Genomic DNA, 19,418 nt, shown 5'->3' with positions numbered 1-19,418 from the left:
TGCAGTCGGCGGGCGGTCACGCCTTGAGGATCCAGCCCTTGCGGTCCATCCACCAGCCGACCACCCAGCACAGCATCGTGTATGCGACCGCACAGAGCAGCGACCCGACCGCGCCAGGCGCGATGCGCTGGAAGATCGCGATACCGACCCATTCATATACGCCCCCGTATGCCCCGTCGTCGGGGCCGAGCGGGATCAGGTTGATCGCGGTCACGAACAGCTCGGAGAACAGATAGACCGCGAGCGGATTGCGGCCGAAAATCGTGAAGAACCGCGTGCCGCGCTTCACGCCGGCGATCTCGATCAGCGCGATGATGCCTGCCAGCGCGATGCAGTCGATGCCGATCGTCAGCAGGACGTAGGAGCTCGTCCAGAGCTTCTTGGCGAGCGGAAACCAAGGCGACCAGGCCAGCCCGGCAATCACGAACGCGACGCCGAAGAACGCCATCGCGCGCACCGTCCGCGTCAGATCGGGGCCGCGCTGTACCGCAAGCCCGGCGAGATAGCCCGCCAGCACGTTGACGATCGCGGGCAGCGTACCGAGCAGGCCTTCGGGATCGAAGCCGCCGTCCTTCTTGTAGAGATGCCCGGGGCCCAGCAGCCACAGGTCGAGCTGCGTGCCGACCGTGCCGAACTTGTCGTACGCCATGCCGGGCGCGGAGAGGAGCACCAGGATCGCCCAATAGCCGAACAGCAGCACCACGCCGGCGATGACGATCGCCCGCACGTCGAGCCAGCGCACCAGCAGCCCCGCGGCGACGTAGCACAAGGCGAGACGTTGCAGCACGCCGGGTACGCGGGTCAGCGCGAACGGGATCGCCGCCCAGCCGTCGTCGGTGCGCATGACGAACGGGAACCAGTACATCAGGAACCCGAGCGCGAAGATGATCGCACCACGCTTGAACAGCCGCATGAGGTACGGCGCGGTGTCGATCCGCTTGCGCGTCGCGAAGCTCATCGCGTTGCCCATCGCGAACAGGAAGCTCGGGAAAATCGCGTCGGCGAGCGTGAAGCCGAACCATTTGGCGTGGACCAGCGTGGCGTAGGCGGGGGCGCCCGGCCCGGCGGTGTTGACCAGGATCATCAGGAAGATGGTCAGTCCGCGAAATACGTCGAGCGCGGTGAAGCGCCGCGGGTTGGCGATTGCGAGAGTGTCGGGGGCGAGGGTGTAGGTCATGGCTGTCCTGCGTCGGCGAGCAGGCGGCGTACGCCCGCGATCGGTTCGGTCGGGCGGTGGCGCGGCCAGGTTCGGCCGTCCTTCAGCCACGCCTGTTCCCACGCGGTGATCTTCGTGGCGACGGCGGCGGTGTCGAGCGGCCGATGCGCCAGCGCGGCAGTGCGCTGCGCGGCGAGGAATATCTGCCAGCGGGGCAGGTGATAGCCGGCGTACAGACCCTGCCATGCGCGCGAGGCGTAGTCGGAGAGATGACCGGCGCCGCCCCAGACCGTGACGACTGCCTTGGCCTGCTCCTCGAACGCGTCCTTCTCCGCGGGCGTATCGCCATACGCGCGCGCATCCGCGATCCAGCTGCCGAGCGTCTCCTGCTGGTTGCCGATCAGCGCGTCGATCTCGAGCGCGAGCCGTGCGGCGGTGGCGGCATTGCGGTCTCCGGTCGGGACATCGCCCGAAGCGTAGGCGGCGACGGCGGCGCGCAGCTTCGCGTCGAGCCGCAGCGTTGCGTACTGTCGGGTGAAGTCGACGAGGTCGTAGGTCAGCAGCGGCGCGGGCTGGGCTGGAGCGGCCGCCAGCATCGCGGTAATACCGTCGCGCAGCGCGACTTCGTCGCCGGGCGCTGCAGGGTAGTCGGCGGCGACCAGGGCAGGGCGCTTGAACAGCAGATGCGCGCCGGCCATCTCGCGCCACCAGCGCGGCGTCCAGTAGCGGGTGGCGTAGGCCCCGGATATCACCTTGCCCCAGCCGGCGAGGAGCGCCGGCGGAGCAGCACCGTAGCGGGCGCGTGCGTAGTCGGCGATCCAGTCGGTCACCGGGCGTTTCGCGTTCTCCCCCCAGGCCAGGTCGTAGGCGTAGGTGTAGACGACCGAATTATTGTGCAGCCCTTCCGGGAACATGCCGAACCCGGTGAGGTTGCCGCGCGTCGGGCTGTTGGGCAGCGCCGCGAGATCGCTGCGGTAGAAGTTTAGATCGCCATAGACCGGGTTGCTGCCGCCGTAATTGTGGACATAGCCGTAGACCCAGCTCTTGCCGTCGAACGCGCCGCTGGTCTTCCAGATGCCGGGGTACCGGTCGTTGCCGATGTCGAGCACGAGCATCCGCTGGTTCGGCACGCGGCTGAGAAACGCGCGGATCGCGTCGGGCGTCCAGAACGCCTTGTCCGCGCCGAACAGCCAGCCCTGCATCACCCAAGTCGCGTTCGGCGCGGCGGCGGTAACGGACTGGAACAGCTTCTCGCCATAAGCGGCCAACCGCGCATCGCGTACCGCCACGGGTAGCGCGGCGGCACGCGTCGCGGCGGTGTTGGCGATGCTGTCGCCATAGTGCGCGGCGCTCGCGTCGCTGCCATCCTCGGCGATCGGCGGCACCATTTCGTTGAAGGCGTCGGCGAGGTAATAATCGCCGGGGCCGTAGGTCTGCGTGTAAAGCTGCGTGAAGCGCCGCGCGAGGACCGCGAACAGCGGATCGGACGGGTCGAGCCAATAGGTGCCGGGAAACCCCTCCCACGCGCGCATCCGGTAGATCCGCGCCTTGGGATGGCGATCGGCGAACGCCTTGGGCACATAACCCGAGAACGCCGGCAGGATCGGCTTCATGCCCAGCGCGCGCATCCGGCCGAGAATGCGGAGTTGCAACTGATGCTTCTTCTCGATCCACCCCGCCGACAGCGGCGCGCGGTAGCCGGCAATGTTGCCCATCCGCTGCCACGGCAGGAACGGCGCGGCGGACAGGCCGCTGGCAATGGCGGCATCGTCGAGGCCCTGGTCGCGCCACAATGCGCGCCAGACATATTCCTGCCCCTCCATCGCGAGCGGCGTGTCGATGCCGCGCGCCGCCATCCAGTCGATCTCGTCCGACCAGCGACCCCAGGCCCACCACGGCGTGGTGTACCCGAACGTGCAGGTGTTGAGGTAGGTGCGCAGCGCGAAGGCGGAGGCCACCGGCCCGGTATCGCCGGCGGGAAGGCCGGTGAGTGGCGCGATGCGGCGTCCCTCCCAGCTGAGCGACACGCGGCCCTGCTGCTGGAGATACTGCGTCGCGCCGTGGACAAGCGCGATCGCGGAGGACCCCTCGACCGCCATGCGACCGTTGCGGACGCGGACCCGGTAATAGGGCTTGGCGGCCGGCCGGATCGAGAGTGCGATGCCGGGGGCGGCAATACCGATCCGCTTGAGTGCGGCGCGCGCCTGATCGGTAGCGCGCGGTTGCGAGTGGACGGCACCGGCCGCCGTCAGCAGCAAGAGACCTGGAAGTGCGAGGATGGCTGGTCTCTTCACGGCTGGCGGCGACTCGTTTCGTTCGAGTTTAGATCAGAACCGTGCGGTTGCGGACAGGTAGAACGTCCGGCCGGTGCGGCTGGCGAGCTGGAACGTGTCCTCGTTGGTCTGATACGCGTCTTCGTGCGTGTCGTTGAGGTTGATGATGCCGCCGGTGAAGCTCAAGAACTTCGTCGGCGTGAAGCCAAGTGCCAGGTCCATCTGCGTGCGCGCGCGGACCGTGTGGATCTGGCCGCCATCGACGAAGAAGCTGGTCGACGCATCCTGCTTGTACGGACTGCGATGGTTCACCGAGAGACGGATGCTGAACATCTCGTTTTCCCAATAGGGCGTCAGGTTCCAGGTGAGTTTCGACAGATCGCGCAGGTTGAAACCCGTGCCGAGCGCCGGGGAGTCGGCGTTGACCACCGTGACGTTGCCGGTAGCGCCAAAGCCTTGCAGCGGCAGGAAGCCGTCGAAGCTTTCGGACGCGGCGAGTTCGACGCCCTTGACGTGGATGACGCTATTGTCGTTCAGCTTGCGGCTGAAATTATAGTCCGTGGTCCCATCCGTCGACGCGCAGCCGCCGACCTGGCCGTTCAACGTCACGCCGTTGAACGATGTCGGGCAATAGAACTGCGTGAACGTGCCGTTCTTCACCGCCTTATAGAAGCCGGCGATGCTGATCGAATTGCCGCGGCCGTGGTAATATTCGAGGCTGATGTCGGCCTGGTTTGCGGTCAGCGGCTTCAGGCGCGATTCGCCGTTCGACACGGACACGCTGGGACGGATCCCGGTGTTGTCGGTGACGAAGGTGTCCGCCATTTGGGTCTGGCTGTTCAACAGCGGCCGCACCAGCACCTTGGCAAGCGCGACGCGTGCCACGAGCCGGTTGCTCAGATCCAGCGCGAAGGATGCGCTCGGCAGGACGTTGCCGTAATCCTGGATCACGTTCTGCGTGCCGAGCAGCGGAGAACCGCTGTCGGTACCGGCGGTGACGTTGGACGTGACGTTCTGGTGGGTGTGTTCGTAGCGAACGCCGACGTTACCGCGAAGCGACTTGCCGAACAGCACCGAGTCCAGATTGGCCATCGCATAGACCGCGGGAATGTAGCGGTCGACCCGGTAGCTGTTCGCCCAGTCGCGGACGTCCGGGACGGTGATCCCCTTCGCCGCGAGGATCGACTGCCAGAGCGGCGCATTGGTTTCGAGGAAGGTGTTCGGGATGCCGATCTTGCCGTCGAGGAAGTTCGTGACGGGGATGCCGGTCGTGCTCAGGTTCGGGATGAACGCATATTCGGGATACAGATCCGGTCGCGTCACGTCGGCATCGCGGTCATGGCGATAGGCGTCGGTCTGGAAGCTCTCGTGATGATACTTCACGCCGAACACCAGCGACTTGACGCCGAACGCGCCGATATCCTTGGTGACGTCGAACTGCCCCGATACGTCCTTGGCCATCTGGATGTGCGTGGCACCATCGACGAATGCGAAATAGGTGCGGTTGGCGGGGTTGAACAGCGTGCCGTTCCACACGCCCGGGTCGGTCGCGAACTTGACGTTGTGCGGGTCGGAGATGTCGAGCGTACCCCCCGAGGCGACGTTTGCGCCGTCGATCGAGGCGAACTCGCGAAGATCGGCATCGCCCCGCGTGTAATGCGCGACGGCGTGGACGTTCCAGGTGTCGCCCGGCTGCCAGTTGACCGTGCCGGTATAGGCCTGGGTCTTGAGGTTGCGCGTCTCGGGCTGGTCGTTGTTGCCGACGCCGAAGTTGCTGATGGCGATCTTGTTGGCAACGCCGTTCGCGCTGTCGAGGACCGTGATCGTGCTCGGGTTCGTGCTGTCCTTGGGATCCCAGCGACCGAATACCAGCTGCTGCGTATCGTAGCGCGTGTCGTCCTTCGAATATTCGCCTTGCAGCAGGACCTCGAAGTTCGATTGCGGCTTCCACTGGATCGCACCGCTGGCCATCAGCTGCTTGGTGTCGCGATCGATGCGGCGCAGCCGGAAATTGCCGGGCACGAAGTTGTTGGGATCGACGACGCCGGGATTGTACCAGTTCTTGACGAAGGCATAGTCGCCACGGTCCGTCAGTTCCTGGTAGCTGACGTTCGCCATCACGCCCAGCGTGCCACCGGCGAAGCTGTCGATATAGGCACCGCTGACTTTCGGCGTGATCTTCTTGCCGCGATATTCGGAATTATAGCCCTTCACACCGACGATGAAGCGCGAGCCCTTATAGGCCAGCGGCTTGACCGTATCGATGTTGACGGTGCCCGACAGGCCGCCGGTGTCCATGTCGGCGGTCGGCGACTTGACGACCTGGATCGCGCTGGCGAGATCGGTCTGGATGATGTCGTAGCGGAAGCCGTCCTTGAAGTCGGCGCTGGCGAAGGTCTGGCCGTTGATCGTCGTACGGGCATATTGCGCGCCGAGGCCGCGGATGCTGATCGTCGAGCCACGGCCGTTGATGTTCGACATCTGTACGCCGGCGATGCGCTGGATTGCTTCGGTGACGTTCTGCGCGGGGAACTTGCCGATGTCCTCGGCGGTGATGCCGTCCGAGATGCGGATATCGTTGCGCTTCGCCTGTGCCGCCGACGCAAGGCTCTGGCGGAAGCCGGTCACGGTGATCTCGGCACCGTCCGCACCATCGGTCTGGCCGCTGGTCGCGGACGGGGTCGCAGGCGCTGGGGCTAGAGTCTGAGGTGGCGTCTGAGGTGGCGTCTGGGGTGGTGTCTGAGCAGCCGGCGACGTCCGATCACCAGGCGGCGCGGTCTGTGCGTTCACAGGCGTGATCGCGGCAAGTGCTGCACAGCAACTCGTCGCGAGTAGCCAGACCTTCGTGGAGGAGCCGGCGCCCTGTGTGCGGTTGCGTCTGCCGTGCGTCATGTAAATCCCCTCTGATGCGACAATGAAGCGCGGCACCCGGTTTTTTAACCGATGTGCAGCCCGAACCCTGCGTTATGTCGGAGTTTCATGGATAATCCTGTGACCTGTCAAGCACGATCTAGTACAAAAACATAACGTCTTCGCGGGCCACGAAGCATATTGGTATTGCTGGATCGGAAAAGCGTTGGTTGCCAATCGGATATGGCCAAAGAGGTGTGCGTCAGAATTGCGCTACACCTTTGCAATGACATAACATACCAGGGTCTTGCGCGCCGAAGACAGGTCGTTGCAAGCAGTGCCAGGCACTTCATATCCTCCTGATCGAATCGATAGCCACGGGGAAACATGGCTATCCCGCATCCGTATGGTGCAGAAAAAGCAATTTCTGACGCCGCTGTCGAAAGACATATGCAATACCATTGATACCGCTTTCGAAGCATGCATAATGTAGCCCATGCGGAGCGATGCCGAAGGTCGTGACAACGATCTCGAATGGTGTGTCGCGGCGGTATGTCTTGCCGACTAAGGGGTAGTGATGTTTGCAATTGATCGCTCGGGGAGCGACGGGTTGGTGGCCTCAAGATACTGCAAGGCGGATTCGGGCGTTGGGTCTTTCTCGACCTTGTCGCGAGGTCTTCTGCTGTGCTCGGATACCTTGCCGATCAAGCGTCATTGCGTCGAGTATTGCCGACTGGATCGAGATTTTGCGAACGAGCGCCAACCAAGGTCTCGCGATACTCAACGCGCCAGCGATAGCGCTCCCATGACTGACCGAAGCGGCGCAGAGAGGTTATGCTCCGACAAATCGCCGAGGCAGGGACCTGCGACGGCGTGTCTGAATAGATTGGCGATGGTAGCGCTGTCTTACGGACCCGCGAGCGCGATCGCGGCATCGGGTAAATTCGATCGCGATCGTTCATCCGGTGTCCAACAGGGGTGCCGGTCGTGATGCGCACCATCGAGGTTCGCGGTGGCCGAATCCTGGTCGGCGGAGAAACACGCCATGACGCCCGGCTCACCATAGTGGACGGCCGCCTGCGCACAATCGAGCCGGCCGGGGGCGGGGGTGACGTCGTAGGCGGCGAAGTGACTGGCAGCGACGTAGCGATCGACCTGGCAGGCGGCTGGTTGCTGCCGGGGTTCATCGACACGCAGGTGAACGGCGGCGGCGGCGTGTTGTTCAACAACGCGCTCGGAATCGAGGGGTTGGCACGGATTGCGGCGGCGCACGCGGGGTTCGGCACCACCGCATTGCTGCCGACGCTGATCACCGACACCGCCGAGGCGATCGAGGCGGCGCTGGACGCGGTCGACGCGGCGATCGCGGCCGGCGTTCCCGGTATCGTCGGCGTGCATATCGAAGGGCCGTTCATCAACGGCACGCGCAAGGGGATCCACGATCCCGCGCTGATCCGCACGCTCGACCGGTCGATCATCGACATCCTGTGCCGACCGCGGCGTGGCGTCGTCATGATGACGCTCGCGCCGGAAGTCGTCGCGGTCGAGGATATCGCGCAACTCGCCGCGGCGGGGGTCATCCTGAGTGCCGGGCATACCGACGCGACCTACGACGAGGCGCTGGCGGGCTTTGCTGCCGGGGTCACCGGCGTGACGCACGTCTTCAACGCGATGTCGCCGTTGCTCCACCGCGCGCCGGGCATGGTGGGGGCTGCGTTGAGCGAGGCCGCGATCTGGTGCGGCATCATCGCCGACGGGGTGCACGTCGCACCCGCCGCGCTCGACATCGCGTTTCGCAGCAAGGGGGCGGATCGCCTGATGCTGGTGACCGACGCGATGCCGAGCGTCGGTTCGGACGACGATTTCTTCCTGCTCAACGGCCGCCGGATGACGGTCGAGGGCGGGGTGTGCATGGGCGAGGACGGTACGCTGGCCGGCGCGCATCTCGACATGGCGCAGGCGGTGCGGACGATGTGCGCGGCGACCGGCGCAGACCTGCCGACCGTCAGCCGGATGGCGAGCGCGTCGCCCGCCGCGTTTCTCGGGATGGCACAGGACCGCGGCACGCTGGCGGTCGGATTGCGCGCGGACTTCGTCGTGCTGGATGCGGCGCTGAAGCCGGTGCAGACGTGGATCGGCGGGATCAAGGTCGCCAGCTGACACGCGGCTGGCGGTCGCGTCCGGCGAGGTGCCCGATGCGATCCTGCAGCCCAGCGTCAGCTATGGTGGAGTTCTGCCACGAGATCGTAGGCGTCGCCGCGATAATAGGAATGCGTGACCTCGATCACGCGGCCATCGGCGGCGAAGGAGCGCCGTTCGATCATCAGCCCCGGATCACGCTCCTCGATGCCGAGCAGCACGGCGTGCTCTTTGCCAAAGCAGATCGCGCGGACGCGTTGCAGCGCCCGTACGGGCCGGTTTCCGTTGGCGGCGAGGGCGCCGTACAGCGAGGACACGACATCATCGAGCCGCTTCAGGCCCCAGCTCGGTACCGTGGCATATTCGACCGCCATCGTCTCGTCGTCGGCGAAGCGGATGCGCTGGAAACGGAAGACGTGCGACCCGGGCGACAGACCGAGCGCGAGCGCCTCCTCGGGAGTCACCGACCCTTCGGACCGATCGATCCACTCGCTGGACGGGCGCCGGCCGCGTGCCAGCATGTCTTCGGAGAAGGACGACAGCGCGGAGAAGTTCTTCTCGACGCGGCTGGCGTCCTGCGCGCCCGGGCTTCGGGATACGAACGTGCCGGCGCCCCGCCGCCGTTCGAGCAGGCCGTCGGTGACCAGCGCCTCCAGCGCCTTGCGGATCGTCACGCGCGATAGCTGGAACTCGTCGCACAGTTCCCGTTCGCTCGGCAGCGCGGTACCCGCCGCGAGCCGTCGGGTTTCGATCGCGGTGCGGATCAGGCCCTGCAACCACAGATAGCGCGGGCCGCTGCTCGTCGCGGCCGTAACGTCTAGAAGGTCGATGAACGCCATAGAGGCTTGGCGTAACACTTGCCGTCGCACATGTCATACATCCGTTGGACACTGTGGCCGCGGATGTTTCCCACTCGGCCTACCAGACTGCCACGCTGCGGCTGAGGCCGGTCGCCTCGCCAGCATCGGCCTGGAGCAGCAACGTCACGACGCGCTCCTGCTCGCCGGCCGGGATGGTCGCGACCATCGCTGCTTCTGCCGCGTCGCTTTTGGTGGCGACGCGTTGGCCGTCGACCCATAGCTCGGCGCGGCCGATCACGCCGGCGAAATGCAGCGTGCCACCGCGGGCCGCGACGTGCCGACGGGGCATGAAGCGACCCTGGATCAGCGTGTAGGCGCGCGCGGGCTGCGCCTCCTCGAGCCGTCCGGTGCGGACATAGCTCAGGCTGCGCCATTGCTGCGCCGGGTAGATCGTTCGCGCGTCGGGCGCCTGCGCGACGAACGGTGTGCGCCGCCATTCGCCGAGATGGTGGACCGACGGCGTCACCGCGACGGCGCGGGTCTGCGCGGCGACCAGCGGAAACGCCACACGCATGGGAGGCAGCCCGGCGACGCGTGCGGTCAGCACCAGTTGCTTGGCGCCTGCTGAGGACCGCACCAGCACCTGCGCGAAACCGTTGAACAGCTTGCGGGCATTGCCCTGTTCCGGGTCGTGATCGTTGGGATTGCCGTTGCCGACGCCGATGATCTCGCCGCCCTCGACCGCGAAGGTGACGGTGTCGTTCGCGGTGGGCACGTGGAGGCCGCTCGCATCGATCAGGTCGACGCTGATCGGCTGCACGTCGGTACCGTCGCCGAGCATCATCGGGCGATCGGGCGTCAGCCGCAGCGTGGCGGGCTGGCCCGCGGTCGTAACGCTGGCGCGAACGACTTCGCGACCGCCGCGGTAGCCGATCGCTTCGAGCGTGCCCGGCGCGAACGGCACCTGCCATTCGAGCGTTTCGAACGGTTTGCACGTCTGGCGGCCGATCGGCTTGCCATTGAGCGACAGCGCCACGGCGTCGACGTTGGTCGGGACCATCACCTTGATCGGCTGGCCCTCGCGCCCGGCCCAGTTCCAGTGCGGGCCGATCGCGATCACCGGCTCCGCGGTGATCCACTGCGCGCGCCGCAGATGATAGGCCATCTTGGCGAACCCGCAGAGATCGAGGATGCCGAACGAGCTCGATGCCGCCGGCCAGGGCAATGGCGTCGGTTCGCCGTGATAGTCGAACCCGGTCCAGACGAAGGTCGCGGCGATGAACGGGCGGCTGCCGATCATCCGCCAGCTTTCGTGATGCGTCAGGCCCCATTCGGGCGCTTCGGTATCGTAGGAGGTCAGCACGTTGCGCGCCGTGTCGCTCGTCCATTCGCCGCGCGTCATCACCGCGCTGGTATCCTCGGTGCTGAGCAGCGGGCGGTCTGGGTGGAGTTTGTGGTAACGATCGTACCAGCCGTGCTTGTAGTTGAAGCCGACCACGTCGACCGCATCGGCGCCGTTCAGCGGCGTGAACATGCCGTCGTTCATCGCGGCGGTGACGGGGCGGGTATCGTCCAGCGCCTTCACCGCGGCGGCGAGGCGGCGGACCATCTCATAGCCCTGTTCGCTGCCCTGCATCGGTTCTTCGTTGAGCACCGACCACAGGATGATGCTGGGCCGGTTGCGGTCGCGGCGGACCATCCATTCGAGCTGCGCCAGATACTCGGGGCTGGGATCGAAATGGCGGTTCTCGGCCATCACCAGCATGCCGAGCCGGTCGCAGGCGTCGAGCATGCCGGCGTCGGCGGTGCCGTGCGTGAAACGGATCGCATTGGCGCCGATCTGCTTCAGCCGGCGCACGCGCCACTCCATCAGCGCGGCGGGCACCGCGACGCCGACGCCGGCATGGTCCTGATGGATGCACATGCCGTTGATCTTCAGTGGCACGCCATTGAGGTGGAACCCAGACGCCGCATCAAACCCCGCCGTCCGGAAACCGATCTCGGTACGGCGGCTGTCGATGGTCTTGCCGCCCTGCACAAGCCGCGTGTGCAGCGTGTAGAGCGTCGGCGTCTCGGGGGACCACAGGTTTGGTCGCGCGACCGGCAGCAGCATCGTAGCGGTTGCCGTCGCCAGCGGGGCCGCGGTGGCGGTGGCGCTCGACCGAGTCAGGGTGCGACCGTTCGCGTCCTGTAGCACCGCTTCGACCGTCGCTTGGCCCGGCGTGGCACCGGCGTTAGCGAGCGTTACCGTGACCGGTATCTGCCAGCTGCCGCCCGCCTGTGCGCGTGGCGTAGCATGCACGCCATCGGTCGCGATGTGCAGCGCGGGTCGCACCGCCAGCCAGCAATCGCGGTACAGCCCGGCGCCCTCATACCACCAGCCTTCCATGACATCGCCGTCTACGCGGATCGCGATGGTATTGGGCTCGTCGCCGAAGCGGGCATAGGGCGTGAGATCGACGGTCTGCTGGACATAGCCGGACAGGCTGTGCGCGACCGGCACGCCGTTGAACCAGACGGTGGCGTTGTTGGCCATCCCGCCGAGTTGGAGTTCGAGATACTGGCCGTGCCAGTCCGCCGGCAGGACGACGTAGCGACGATACCAGCCAATGCCGCGACGGCGATACCCGAACGCGTCGTTTTGGTCGGATTCGGCCGGGTGCGCGATCGCCCAGTCGTGCGGAAGCTGCACCGCGCTCCAATCGGAATCATCATAGTCCAGACCGGCGGCGCCCTGCGCGTTGCCCGCCTTGGTCGCGGCATAGGTCTCGTCGTTGCCACGCACGGCGGGGACGGGGATGTCGCCTTCGTGGAACAGCCAGCCGTGGTTGAGGGCGATCAGGCTCGGGTCGGCAGGTGCGTGCGGCGAGGGTAGATGTCCGAGCGGGATCGGCATGTCGGGCGAGAGCGCTGTACCGGTCGGACCACGACGTTCTGCCAGAGAGGGTTGCGCCAACGACACGGCAAGCGCCGACGATGAAACGACGAAACTGCGACGGTCGAGCATCTGGCCTCCCTGGATACATCTGCAAGGCCAAAACAATACATCAACGCTTGACGCGCTCAACTGCCAAATCCGCGGACAGCGGATCGCAGCCCGTGACCTTACTCTTTGCCGATGCGGACGATGCATAGGACGATCGCGAATTTGGCTGATGCGGTTTGCCTCTTGGCTAGGTTTCTCTGCCTGGCTGCCGGCGAAACCCACTGAGGCCAATCTAGGTATCGGTCCGCGACGCGATCGATCCGTGACATATTGTTGCAATCCACTCGCATTAGCTATAAGCGGGCGAAATCGCTGCAGCGGAGAACCGCGGGCGAAACCAAGGGATCGTCGATGCGTCAAAGTTACAGCCGGAGCGCTCGTCGGAGCGTAGCCTATGCGAGCCTGAGCGTGATCGCGTTGGGTATCGGGATTGGCCTGCCGATGACGGCATACGCGCAGGACGCTGCCGACCGCGACGTGGCGAGCGGTGGCAGAAGCGATATCGTCGTCACCGCGCGGAAGGCGAGTGCCAGCATTTTGGGTAGCGACTTACCAATCAGGATCTATCCGCAGTCGGTGCGTGTGTTCGGCCAAAAGGAACTGGAGGCGCTCAACACCACCCGGCTCGACGACGTGCTCGATCTTGCCGGCGGCGTGTCGCGCCAGAACGATTTCGGTGGACTATGGGACAAGTACGCGATCCGCGGGTTTGCCGGCGACGAGAACGCCGGTCCGGATATCATGATTAACCGCTTCAGCAGCAACCTCGGCTACAACGCGCCCATCGACACCGCGACGGTCGAGCGGATCGAGGTGCTGAAAGGGGCCGGCGCCGCGCTATCGGGCCGGGGCGAGCCTGGCGGATCGATCAATATCGTCACCAAGGCGCCGCTCGATCACCTTCATGCGTCGGCCAGCGCCAGTTATGGAAGCTGGGATAGCGGGAGGCTGACGGCAGACGTCGGTGGACCGATCGCCAAGGGGGTGTCCGTTCGGCTGATCGGCGTCGGCGAGGAACATGACAGCTTCCGTGACCATGTCGAAGGATCGCGGCGCCTGATCGCGCCGTCGGTGTCATGGCAGGCGTCCGACGCGCTGCGCGTCCTCTACCAGGCCGAGTATATGCGCAACAAAGCCACGCTGGATCGCGGCGTGGTCGGCATAGCGGGCAATGCGCGGGCGATGGACCGGGACACGTTTCTGGGCGAACCGGCGGACGGACCGATCGTCCAGAAGATCCTGTGGCAACAGGCCACGGTCTTCGCGGACCTGGGCAAGGGTATCGGGCTCGAGATCGGCGGCAGCCAGCGCGACGGTTCGCTACGCGGCTTCGGCACCATGGTCGATTTCGGCGCTCGCGGACCCCAGGCGAACGGCCGCACCGCCGGGCGCGACCGCCGCTATCATGATTTCGCGTGGGACGACCTCACGCTGCGCGCGGAATTGACGGGATCGCTGCGCTTCCTGGGCCTGGACCATGACCTGCGTCTCGGCGTCGACAGGGTGCGCCACTTCATGGACTTTCGGCTCGATCGCGCGCGCGGCACGACCACCCGCCCGATCCTGCTTATCGACCTGTTCAACCCGGTCTATGGTCAGCCCTTGCCGGTACCGCCGGCCAACGTCAGCCGTACCGAATCCTTCCGTAGCGAAAGCGTGTATGCGCAGGATATCGTCCGCGCGGGCGACTTCACGCTGCTGCTGGGCGCGCGTTGGAACAGCTTTCGACAGACCGTGCGCAATCGGCTGACCGGCAATGCCGATCTCGACACGGTAGACCGCGGTGTGACGCCGCGCGCCGCTCTGTCATGGCAGGTCGGCAAGGGCCTGTCGCTCTACACGAGCTGGGGGCAATCCTTGCGGCTCAATCCATCCGACGGCATCTCCACCTTCGACGCGGAACGGAGCCGCTCGACCGAAGTGGGCGCCAAGTTCGCCGTCCTGCACGGCGTGGTGACGGGCCAGGCGGCAGTGTTCGACATGGAAAAGCGCAACGTCCTGAATCCGAACGCGACCGACCCGTTCGTGAAAAGCCAGATCGGTCGCCAGCGCTCGCGGGGCGCCGAAGCGGAAGCCACGGTGAACGTGACGGACGATCTCTACGCCACGGCCACGTACACCTATGTCGACGCGACCGTCCGGCAGGACGTGGACCGGACGCTGATCGGCACGCGCTTGTCGAACGTGCCCAAGAACGCGTGGGCACTGTTTGCCGTTAAACAGATCGGCGGGCTGTCGGTGGGCGGTGGTGTAAGCCACTCGGGGAGCCGGGCCGGCGATCCGTTCGCCAGCGGGTATCGTCTGCCCGCCTACACTATCGCGCGCGCGAATTTGAGCTATGCCGTTTCGGAGCACCTGACGATGCGCGTCGATATCGATAACATCTTCGACAAATATTATATCTCGAGTTCGTATGCCAATGTGTGGACGACGCCGGGGGCGCCGCGCAACGTGCGACTGACGATCACCTCACGCCTGTGAAGGTCATCCGGCCGGATGACCTTAGAGCGCCGACAAAACGGGTTTCGATCGGCCGGGTTTATCGAAAGGCCTGATCGCGACGTCCGACACGGTTACGCTGCCGCCGGCGCTCTTCAGGTGCAATCCGGTGGCATCGAGTGGCGCGGTGATGAGCGCGGACATCGTCGCCGTTCCGTCGGCGAGAAAAAGCTCCACCGAACCGGAGTCGATGAACAGGCTGATCTTCACAGCGCCCTTGGTGAAGTCGCACGCGATACTTCGGGGCTGTCGCCATACATCGCCGTCCGGCTGATTGGGGCCGCTATCGGATCGCTCCAGGCAGATGATATTGTCATGCGCCCTGAAGATGAATCTGGTCGCAAAGCGGTCATCGGCTCGAACCGATAACGCGACATTGGCCGGCCAGATCTGGCCGACCCGGGTGAGCGTGAGATCGATACGACACGCTGCGGTTTGCGCACCTGTGGGCCAGATATATTCCGACCCTTCGGCGATCGTTTGATCCTGTCCGGCAATGGTTTCGGCAAACACCGTATCCTGCGCGGTGAGCGGCGTGCTGATCAGGCGCGGGACGTCGCCGACACGCTGAAGCCGTAGCTGGCGAACAAGGCTGAGTTGCCCGCGGTAATCGTGCGCGATCGGGATTTTCTTCACGTAATCCCAGTTGCTCATCCATGCGATCGCGTACGCCGCGGCAAGCGGATCAGCCGCGGCCGGATCGGTCCAGACGACCGCGGCATAGAAATCCGGACCGCCGTCGACCCACTGTCCCTCCAGGGCATCCGCCGTGAAACTCGTCCCGTCGAATTCGCCGACCCAATAATAGGCGCCCACGGTAAAGCCGAGTTTGGTGCCGTTGCCGCCGACCAGCAATATCCATTTGTCGGCCGAGATCTCGCCGTTTGCGTCGTACAGATGCAGCTTGAAGAGGTGCGAGCATTCCATGACGCGGCCGACGATCGTCGAGGCGAAGCCGCTGGCATAGCGCCACTGCGTGAGGTTGGCGGACGTGTAGACTCCGATCTTGCCTTCCTCGGACAGGGTCATGACCCAGCGTTCGGTCGGCGCATGCCAGAACACGGTGGGATCGCGGAAATCCTTGTGACCGCCGGGATTGGGCAGGACGATGTCATGGAACGCGAAGCTCGCGCCGCCATCCCGTGAGTACCACAAGGCGCAGGACTGGCCGGCGCCCGGCACTGGCATCGTGACGAGGGTGACGAGCGTGCCGGCACCGAAACCCGACGTGTTTGCCGTATCCGCGACGGTACTGCCGCTCCACACGTCGCCGAAGCCGGTCGTGTTACGCGGGATCGCGATGCCACGATCCTGCCAGGTGAGGAGATCCTTCGACGTCCAGCGCCGCCAGCTGGTACCGCCCGTCGGGTAGGTAGGATTGTAGAGTGCCCAGAGCGTCCAGGTGTCACCGATCTTCAGCGGACGTTGCGGATCGTTGATCCAGCCACCGGCCGGGGCAGCGATGTGATAGCGCGGTCGACCGCTCGACAGTTCGGGCGTACCGGGGGACGGGGGCGGAAGTAAGGGATCCGAGCCGGTCATCGGGTTGAAGCTGGTTCGAGCCAATGACTGCTCGCAGGCGGTCACTATCGGCAGCGAGGCGATCAGGCCGAGCGTCGTGCGCCGGGTGTAGAGTGTCTCGCGCGTCAAGGCCTTGGCCTCCTGTTGGGGTGGTCTTGGCAAGAGGCCCTAGGCGTCCTGCGACCGGACGGATCCCGAACGACGGCCGGAATCCCGTGCGGTGTGGATCGCCACACCGCACGGGGCAGGGCGGTTACATCTTGAAGCGCAGGCCGAGGCTCATGTACCGCCCTTCGATCCGGAGATCGCGACCGAAATACTGCGTCTCGTTATAGTAACGGTAGTTCCTGAAAGGCTGCGCCAGGATGTTGCTGACGTTCGCCACGAGCGAGATGTTCTTGTACGGCTCGAAGCTCGCCGAGAAATCCAGTCGCGATACCGGACGGACGAGCTCGCCCGCATATTGCGTCTCGTTGATGGTGCGGTTGTAGCTGGTCGTGTAGCCGGACCGCCAGTTGTACGAGAGGCGCGCGGACACCTTGCCCTTCTCGTAGAAGCCGGTGAGATTATAGGCCCATTTGGACAGACCGGTGATCCGCACCTGGCGCTCGCTGTCGCCGAGCGTTTGCGGCAACTGGTTGGTGCCGTCGAGATAGGTGCCGTTCGCCTGCACGCCAAAGCCCGAGAGCAGACCGGGAAGGAAGTCGAAGAACGTCTGCGCCGAGGCCTCAATACCCTTGATACGTCCGTTACCCGCATTCTCGGGACGGTTGAGCTGGACGCGGCCGTAGATCGGATCGTTCACGACCTGCGTGTAGTCGCCGATGAAGCCGTTGAGATCGCGGTAGAACGCGGCGACCGACGCCGACCCGTTCTTCGAGAAATACCATTCCAGGGTGGAGTCGTAGTTCTTCGACGTCAGCGGTCGCAGGTTCGGATTGCCGCCCGAGCCGGTCGCATCGAACTGTGGCGGCGAGCCGTCCGGACCGGGGCTGTTGGCGGTGATGTTGAGCGACGGGTTCAGCTGACCGAACCCCGGGCGGGTCCGCGTCTGCGTGTAGCCGAGACGCATCTGCCACTTGCGCGAGAAGCGAACGCGCGCGATCGCGGATGGCAGGACGTCGACATAGTTCTGCCTGGTCGTCGTCGGGACGATGCCAACGCTGCCGTTACTTGCCTGTACGCGACTGAAACCGCGATACGCGCCATCGGTGTTGACGATGCGAGCCCCGGCGGTGCCGTCGACCTCGATACCGCCGAGGTCGAAGGCGAACTTGCCCTGGCCGTAGAACGCGTAGGTCGCCTCACTGGCGGTGAAGCCGCCGAGCGGATCGACCGGAATTTCAGCCGTGGCGTACTTCGTCACGGCATCGCGGATGCCGCCATCGTTCGGGAACAGCACGGTCGCGCGCTGGACCGACTGATAGGCAAGCTGACGCAATGCCTCGCTGTTGGCGATCATCGCGTCGCGATTTGGCGCAAGCCAGTTCTGGAAACGCTGTGGGTCGTTGCGGAACCCGTCGGTGATCACCTCGAGCGCACCGGTAGGGAGGCTGGCGAGGGGAATGTCGAGACCAGCCGTGTAGGCGTAGCGGGTGTTGTTCTGCGACGACGCATTGCGGTCGCTGGCCCGGACGCCGAACTGAAGGTGCGGGAGGAAGCCCCAGTCGGTTTCGAGATCGAGATCGAGACGCCCCTGAAGGCCGTTGCCCTTCGCCACGAACTCGCGCTGGTTTAGACCACGCCATCGGGCGGTGTCCGGATTGGTGATGTTGTACCCGCCCAGATCGAACACCGCCGACCCGCGCGCATTCCAGTCGACGTTGATGGTCGGCGCGGTGGCAAGCTGCGAATCGACGGTGATCTCCGACGCCTTGTAGCGGCTGTTGGTGTACGCGAAGTCCCCCGACAGCGTCGCGCGGCCGGTCGTCCATTTGAAGCCCAAAGCGCCCTGATAGGTGTCCGTGCGATCGTCCTGCGCGACGCGGGAAAACTCGGGAACGTAGCCACCCGTCTTGGTGAAGCTAGCGGCCTTGTTCGGTTCGCCAGGTACCAGCACGACGTTGCTGAGCGTGGGCGCGACACCGTTGGCGTCGGGACGTTCGAAGTTGACGTTGAACGAGTCCCGCAGGACGTTGCCGCGATACGCCTGCCAGAGACCTTCCGCGTAGACCTCTAGATTGGCCGACGGGCGCCACTGGATCGTGCCATTGATGGCGGGCCGGTGACGGACGCCCTTCTCGTAGAAGTTGCCGGCATTTGCCGGAAAGTTGAAATTGCCGACGCCAGGGGTGGTGACGGTCAGGTCGTCGGCGGGAGTGTCGACGCCAAAACCGCGCGGCGTGATGACGGCGGAATCGGCATAGCGATCGGCATTGCGGTAGGTGGTCCGCGTATAGCTGAGGTTCACCAGCGCGCCGATCTCGCCGATCGGCGTATCCCAGCGCTTCGTCAGGAGGAGGTTGCCCGACGGGTCGAACGCCTTGGACTGATCATTGTAGGATCCGCGGATTTCGCCAGCGATCTCGGTGTCCTTCACGTCGAAGGGGCGACGCGAGCGCAGATTGACCAGCCCTGCCAGACCGGGCTCGATGAGATCCGCCGTCCCCGACTTGTAGACCTCGATACCCGCGGCGACCCCGGCCGGGAAATCCTGGAGATGCAGCACGCGGTCTTCGGCCGAGAAGAATTCGCGCCCGTTGAACGTCGTCGCAACGTCCGGCAGGCCGCGAACGAGGATGACGCCGGCTTCGTCGTTATAGCGGAGAACCGTAACGCCGACGATCCGCGAGATGGCTTCGGCAGCGTTGTTGTCCGGCAGTTTGCCGATATCGTCGGAGACGACCGCGTCGACGATCGAAGACGAATTGCGCTTGAGTTCCTGCGCGGAGCCAAGCGCGGCGCGGTAACCTGTGACGACGATGTCCTTGTCCGCGCCGGCCGACGCGTTCTCGGGCGCGGCGTCCGACTGCACCTGCGCTGCGCTGGTCGGCGCGGGGTTCGGCACCGGATCGCTGGACGTCTGTGCCGGTGTGGCGCCGGTTTGGTTGGTGGCCGGCGCTACATCGGTTTGCGCCCAGGCGGCGGATGCCACGATCATCGGCACGATCGCCGCCGACGCCAGCAAGGCGTGAAAAGACCTCGTCATAAAAATCCCCTTTTTATTACGTTATTGTGTGTTCGATCGTTGGTGG

Annotated in this window: 9 protein-coding genes; 2 read left to right on the top strand and 7 right to left on the bottom strand. The window is 65.1% G+C overall.

The features are described from left to right. Nucleotides 1-16 precede the first annotated feature (16 nt). From ASG20_RS05665 to ASG20_RS05655, 3 genes are read right to left on the bottom strand one after another with little or no spacing between them, the layout of a single operon-like run. Nucleotides 17-1,177, bottom strand: coding sequence for an acyltransferase family protein (locus tag ASG20_RS05665; protein ID WP_056049614.1), 1,161 nt, complete (start codon nucleotides 1,175-1,177; stop codon nucleotides 17-19). Beyond that, on the bottom strand, nucleotides 1,174-3,450 hold the full coding sequence (locus ASG20_RS05660; RefSeq protein WP_082470742.1) for an alpha-N-acetylglucosaminidase: 2,277 nt from the start codon (nucleotides 3,448-3,450) through the stop codon (nucleotides 1,174-1,176). The genes ASG20_RS05665 and ASG20_RS05660 overlap by 4 nt, the downstream gene beginning before the upstream one ends. Before the next feature lie 33 nt (nucleotides 3,451-3,483). After that, entirely contained in the window at nucleotides 3,484-6,321 is a 2,838-nt protein-coding gene (locus ASG20_RS05655) for a TonB-dependent receptor (protein WP_082470741.1), read from the bottom strand. 948 nt (nucleotides 6,322-7,269) lie between these two features. Between ASG20_RS05655 and nagA the strand changes: the two genes are divergently transcribed. Continuing rightward, on the top strand, nucleotides 7,270-8,439 hold the full coding sequence (gene nagA, locus ASG20_RS05650; protein ID WP_056050510.1) for an N-acetylglucosamine-6-phosphate deacetylase: 1,170 nt from the start codon (nucleotides 7,270-7,272) through the stop codon (nucleotides 8,437-8,439). 56 nt (nucleotides 8,440-8,495) lie between these two features. Here nagA and ASG20_RS05645 read toward each other — a convergent pair whose 3' ends face one another. Beyond that, nucleotides 8,496-9,257 carry a GntR family transcriptional regulator gene (locus ASG20_RS05645; protein WP_056049608.1) on the bottom strand — a complete coding sequence of 254 codons (762 nt, stop codon included), beginning with the start codon at nucleotides 9,255-9,257 and terminating at the stop codon, nucleotides 8,496-8,498. Between the two features lie 79 nt (nucleotides 9,258-9,336). Continuing rightward, nucleotides 9,337-12,225 (bottom strand): beta-galactosidase GalA, encoded by a 2,889-nt coding sequence (galA, locus tag ASG20_RS05640; protein ID WP_056049605.1) that lies wholly within the window; start codon nucleotides 12,223-12,225, stop codon nucleotides 9,337-9,339. Nucleotides 12,226-12,612: 387 nt separating this feature from the next. On the opposite strand from galA, the gene ASG20_RS05635 reads away from it, so the two are divergent. Beyond that, complete coding sequence (locus ASG20_RS05635; protein WP_236698743.1) at nucleotides 12,613-14,685, top strand: TonB-dependent siderophore receptor; 2,073 nt, start codon at nucleotides 12,613-12,615, stop codon at nucleotides 14,683-14,685. 21 nt (nucleotides 14,686-14,706) lie between these two features. Here ASG20_RS05635 and ASG20_RS05630 read toward each other — a convergent pair whose 3' ends face one another. Both ASG20_RS05630 and ASG20_RS05625 read right to left on the bottom strand, forming a co-directional pair. Further along, a complete protein-coding gene (locus tag ASG20_RS05630) occupies nucleotides 14,707-16,353 on the bottom strand; it encodes a glycoside hydrolase family 32 protein (protein WP_056049599.1) in 1,647 nt (548 codons plus the stop codon). 124 nt (nucleotides 16,354-16,477) lie between these two features. After that, nucleotides 16,478-19,372 carry a TonB-dependent receptor gene (locus tag ASG20_RS05625; RefSeq protein WP_231420473.1) on the bottom strand — a complete coding sequence of 965 codons (2,895 nt, stop codon included), beginning with the start codon at nucleotides 19,370-19,372 and terminating at the stop codon, nucleotides 16,478-16,480. Nucleotides 19,373-19,418: the final 46 nt, after the last annotated feature.

Source organism: Sphingomonas sp. Leaf198, assembly GCF_001424005.1.
Taxonomy (GTDB): Bacteria; Pseudomonadota; Alphaproteobacteria; order Sphingomonadales; family Sphingomonadaceae; genus Sphingomonas.
This window is presented reverse-complemented; position numbering and strand designations above follow the sequence as displayed.

Bases quoted from the DNA above. Each gene is read 5' to 3' on its own strand.
- nagA (WP_056050510.1), top strand. From the start codon at position 7,270: ATGCGCACCATCGAGGTTCGCGGTGGCCGAATCCTGGTCGGCGGAGAA.
- ASG20_RS05655 (WP_082470741.1), bottom strand. From the start codon at position 6,321: ATGACGCACGGCAGACGCAACCGCACACAGGGCGCCGGCTCCTCCACG.
- ASG20_RS05665 (WP_056049614.1), bottom strand. From the start codon at position 1,177: ATGACCTACACCCTCGCCCCCGACACTCTCGCAATCGCCAACCCGCGG.
- ASG20_RS05625 (WP_231420473.1), bottom strand. From the start codon at position 19,372: ATGACGAGGTCTTTTCACGCCTTGCTGGCGTCGGCGGCGATCGTGCCG.
- ASG20_RS05645 (WP_056049608.1), bottom strand. From the start codon at position 9,257: ATGGCGTTCATCGACCTTCTAGACGTTACGGCCGCGACGAGCAGCGGC.
- galA (WP_056049605.1), bottom strand. From the start codon at position 12,225: ATGCTCGACCGTCGCAGTTTCGTCGTTTCATCGTCGGCGCTTGCCGTG.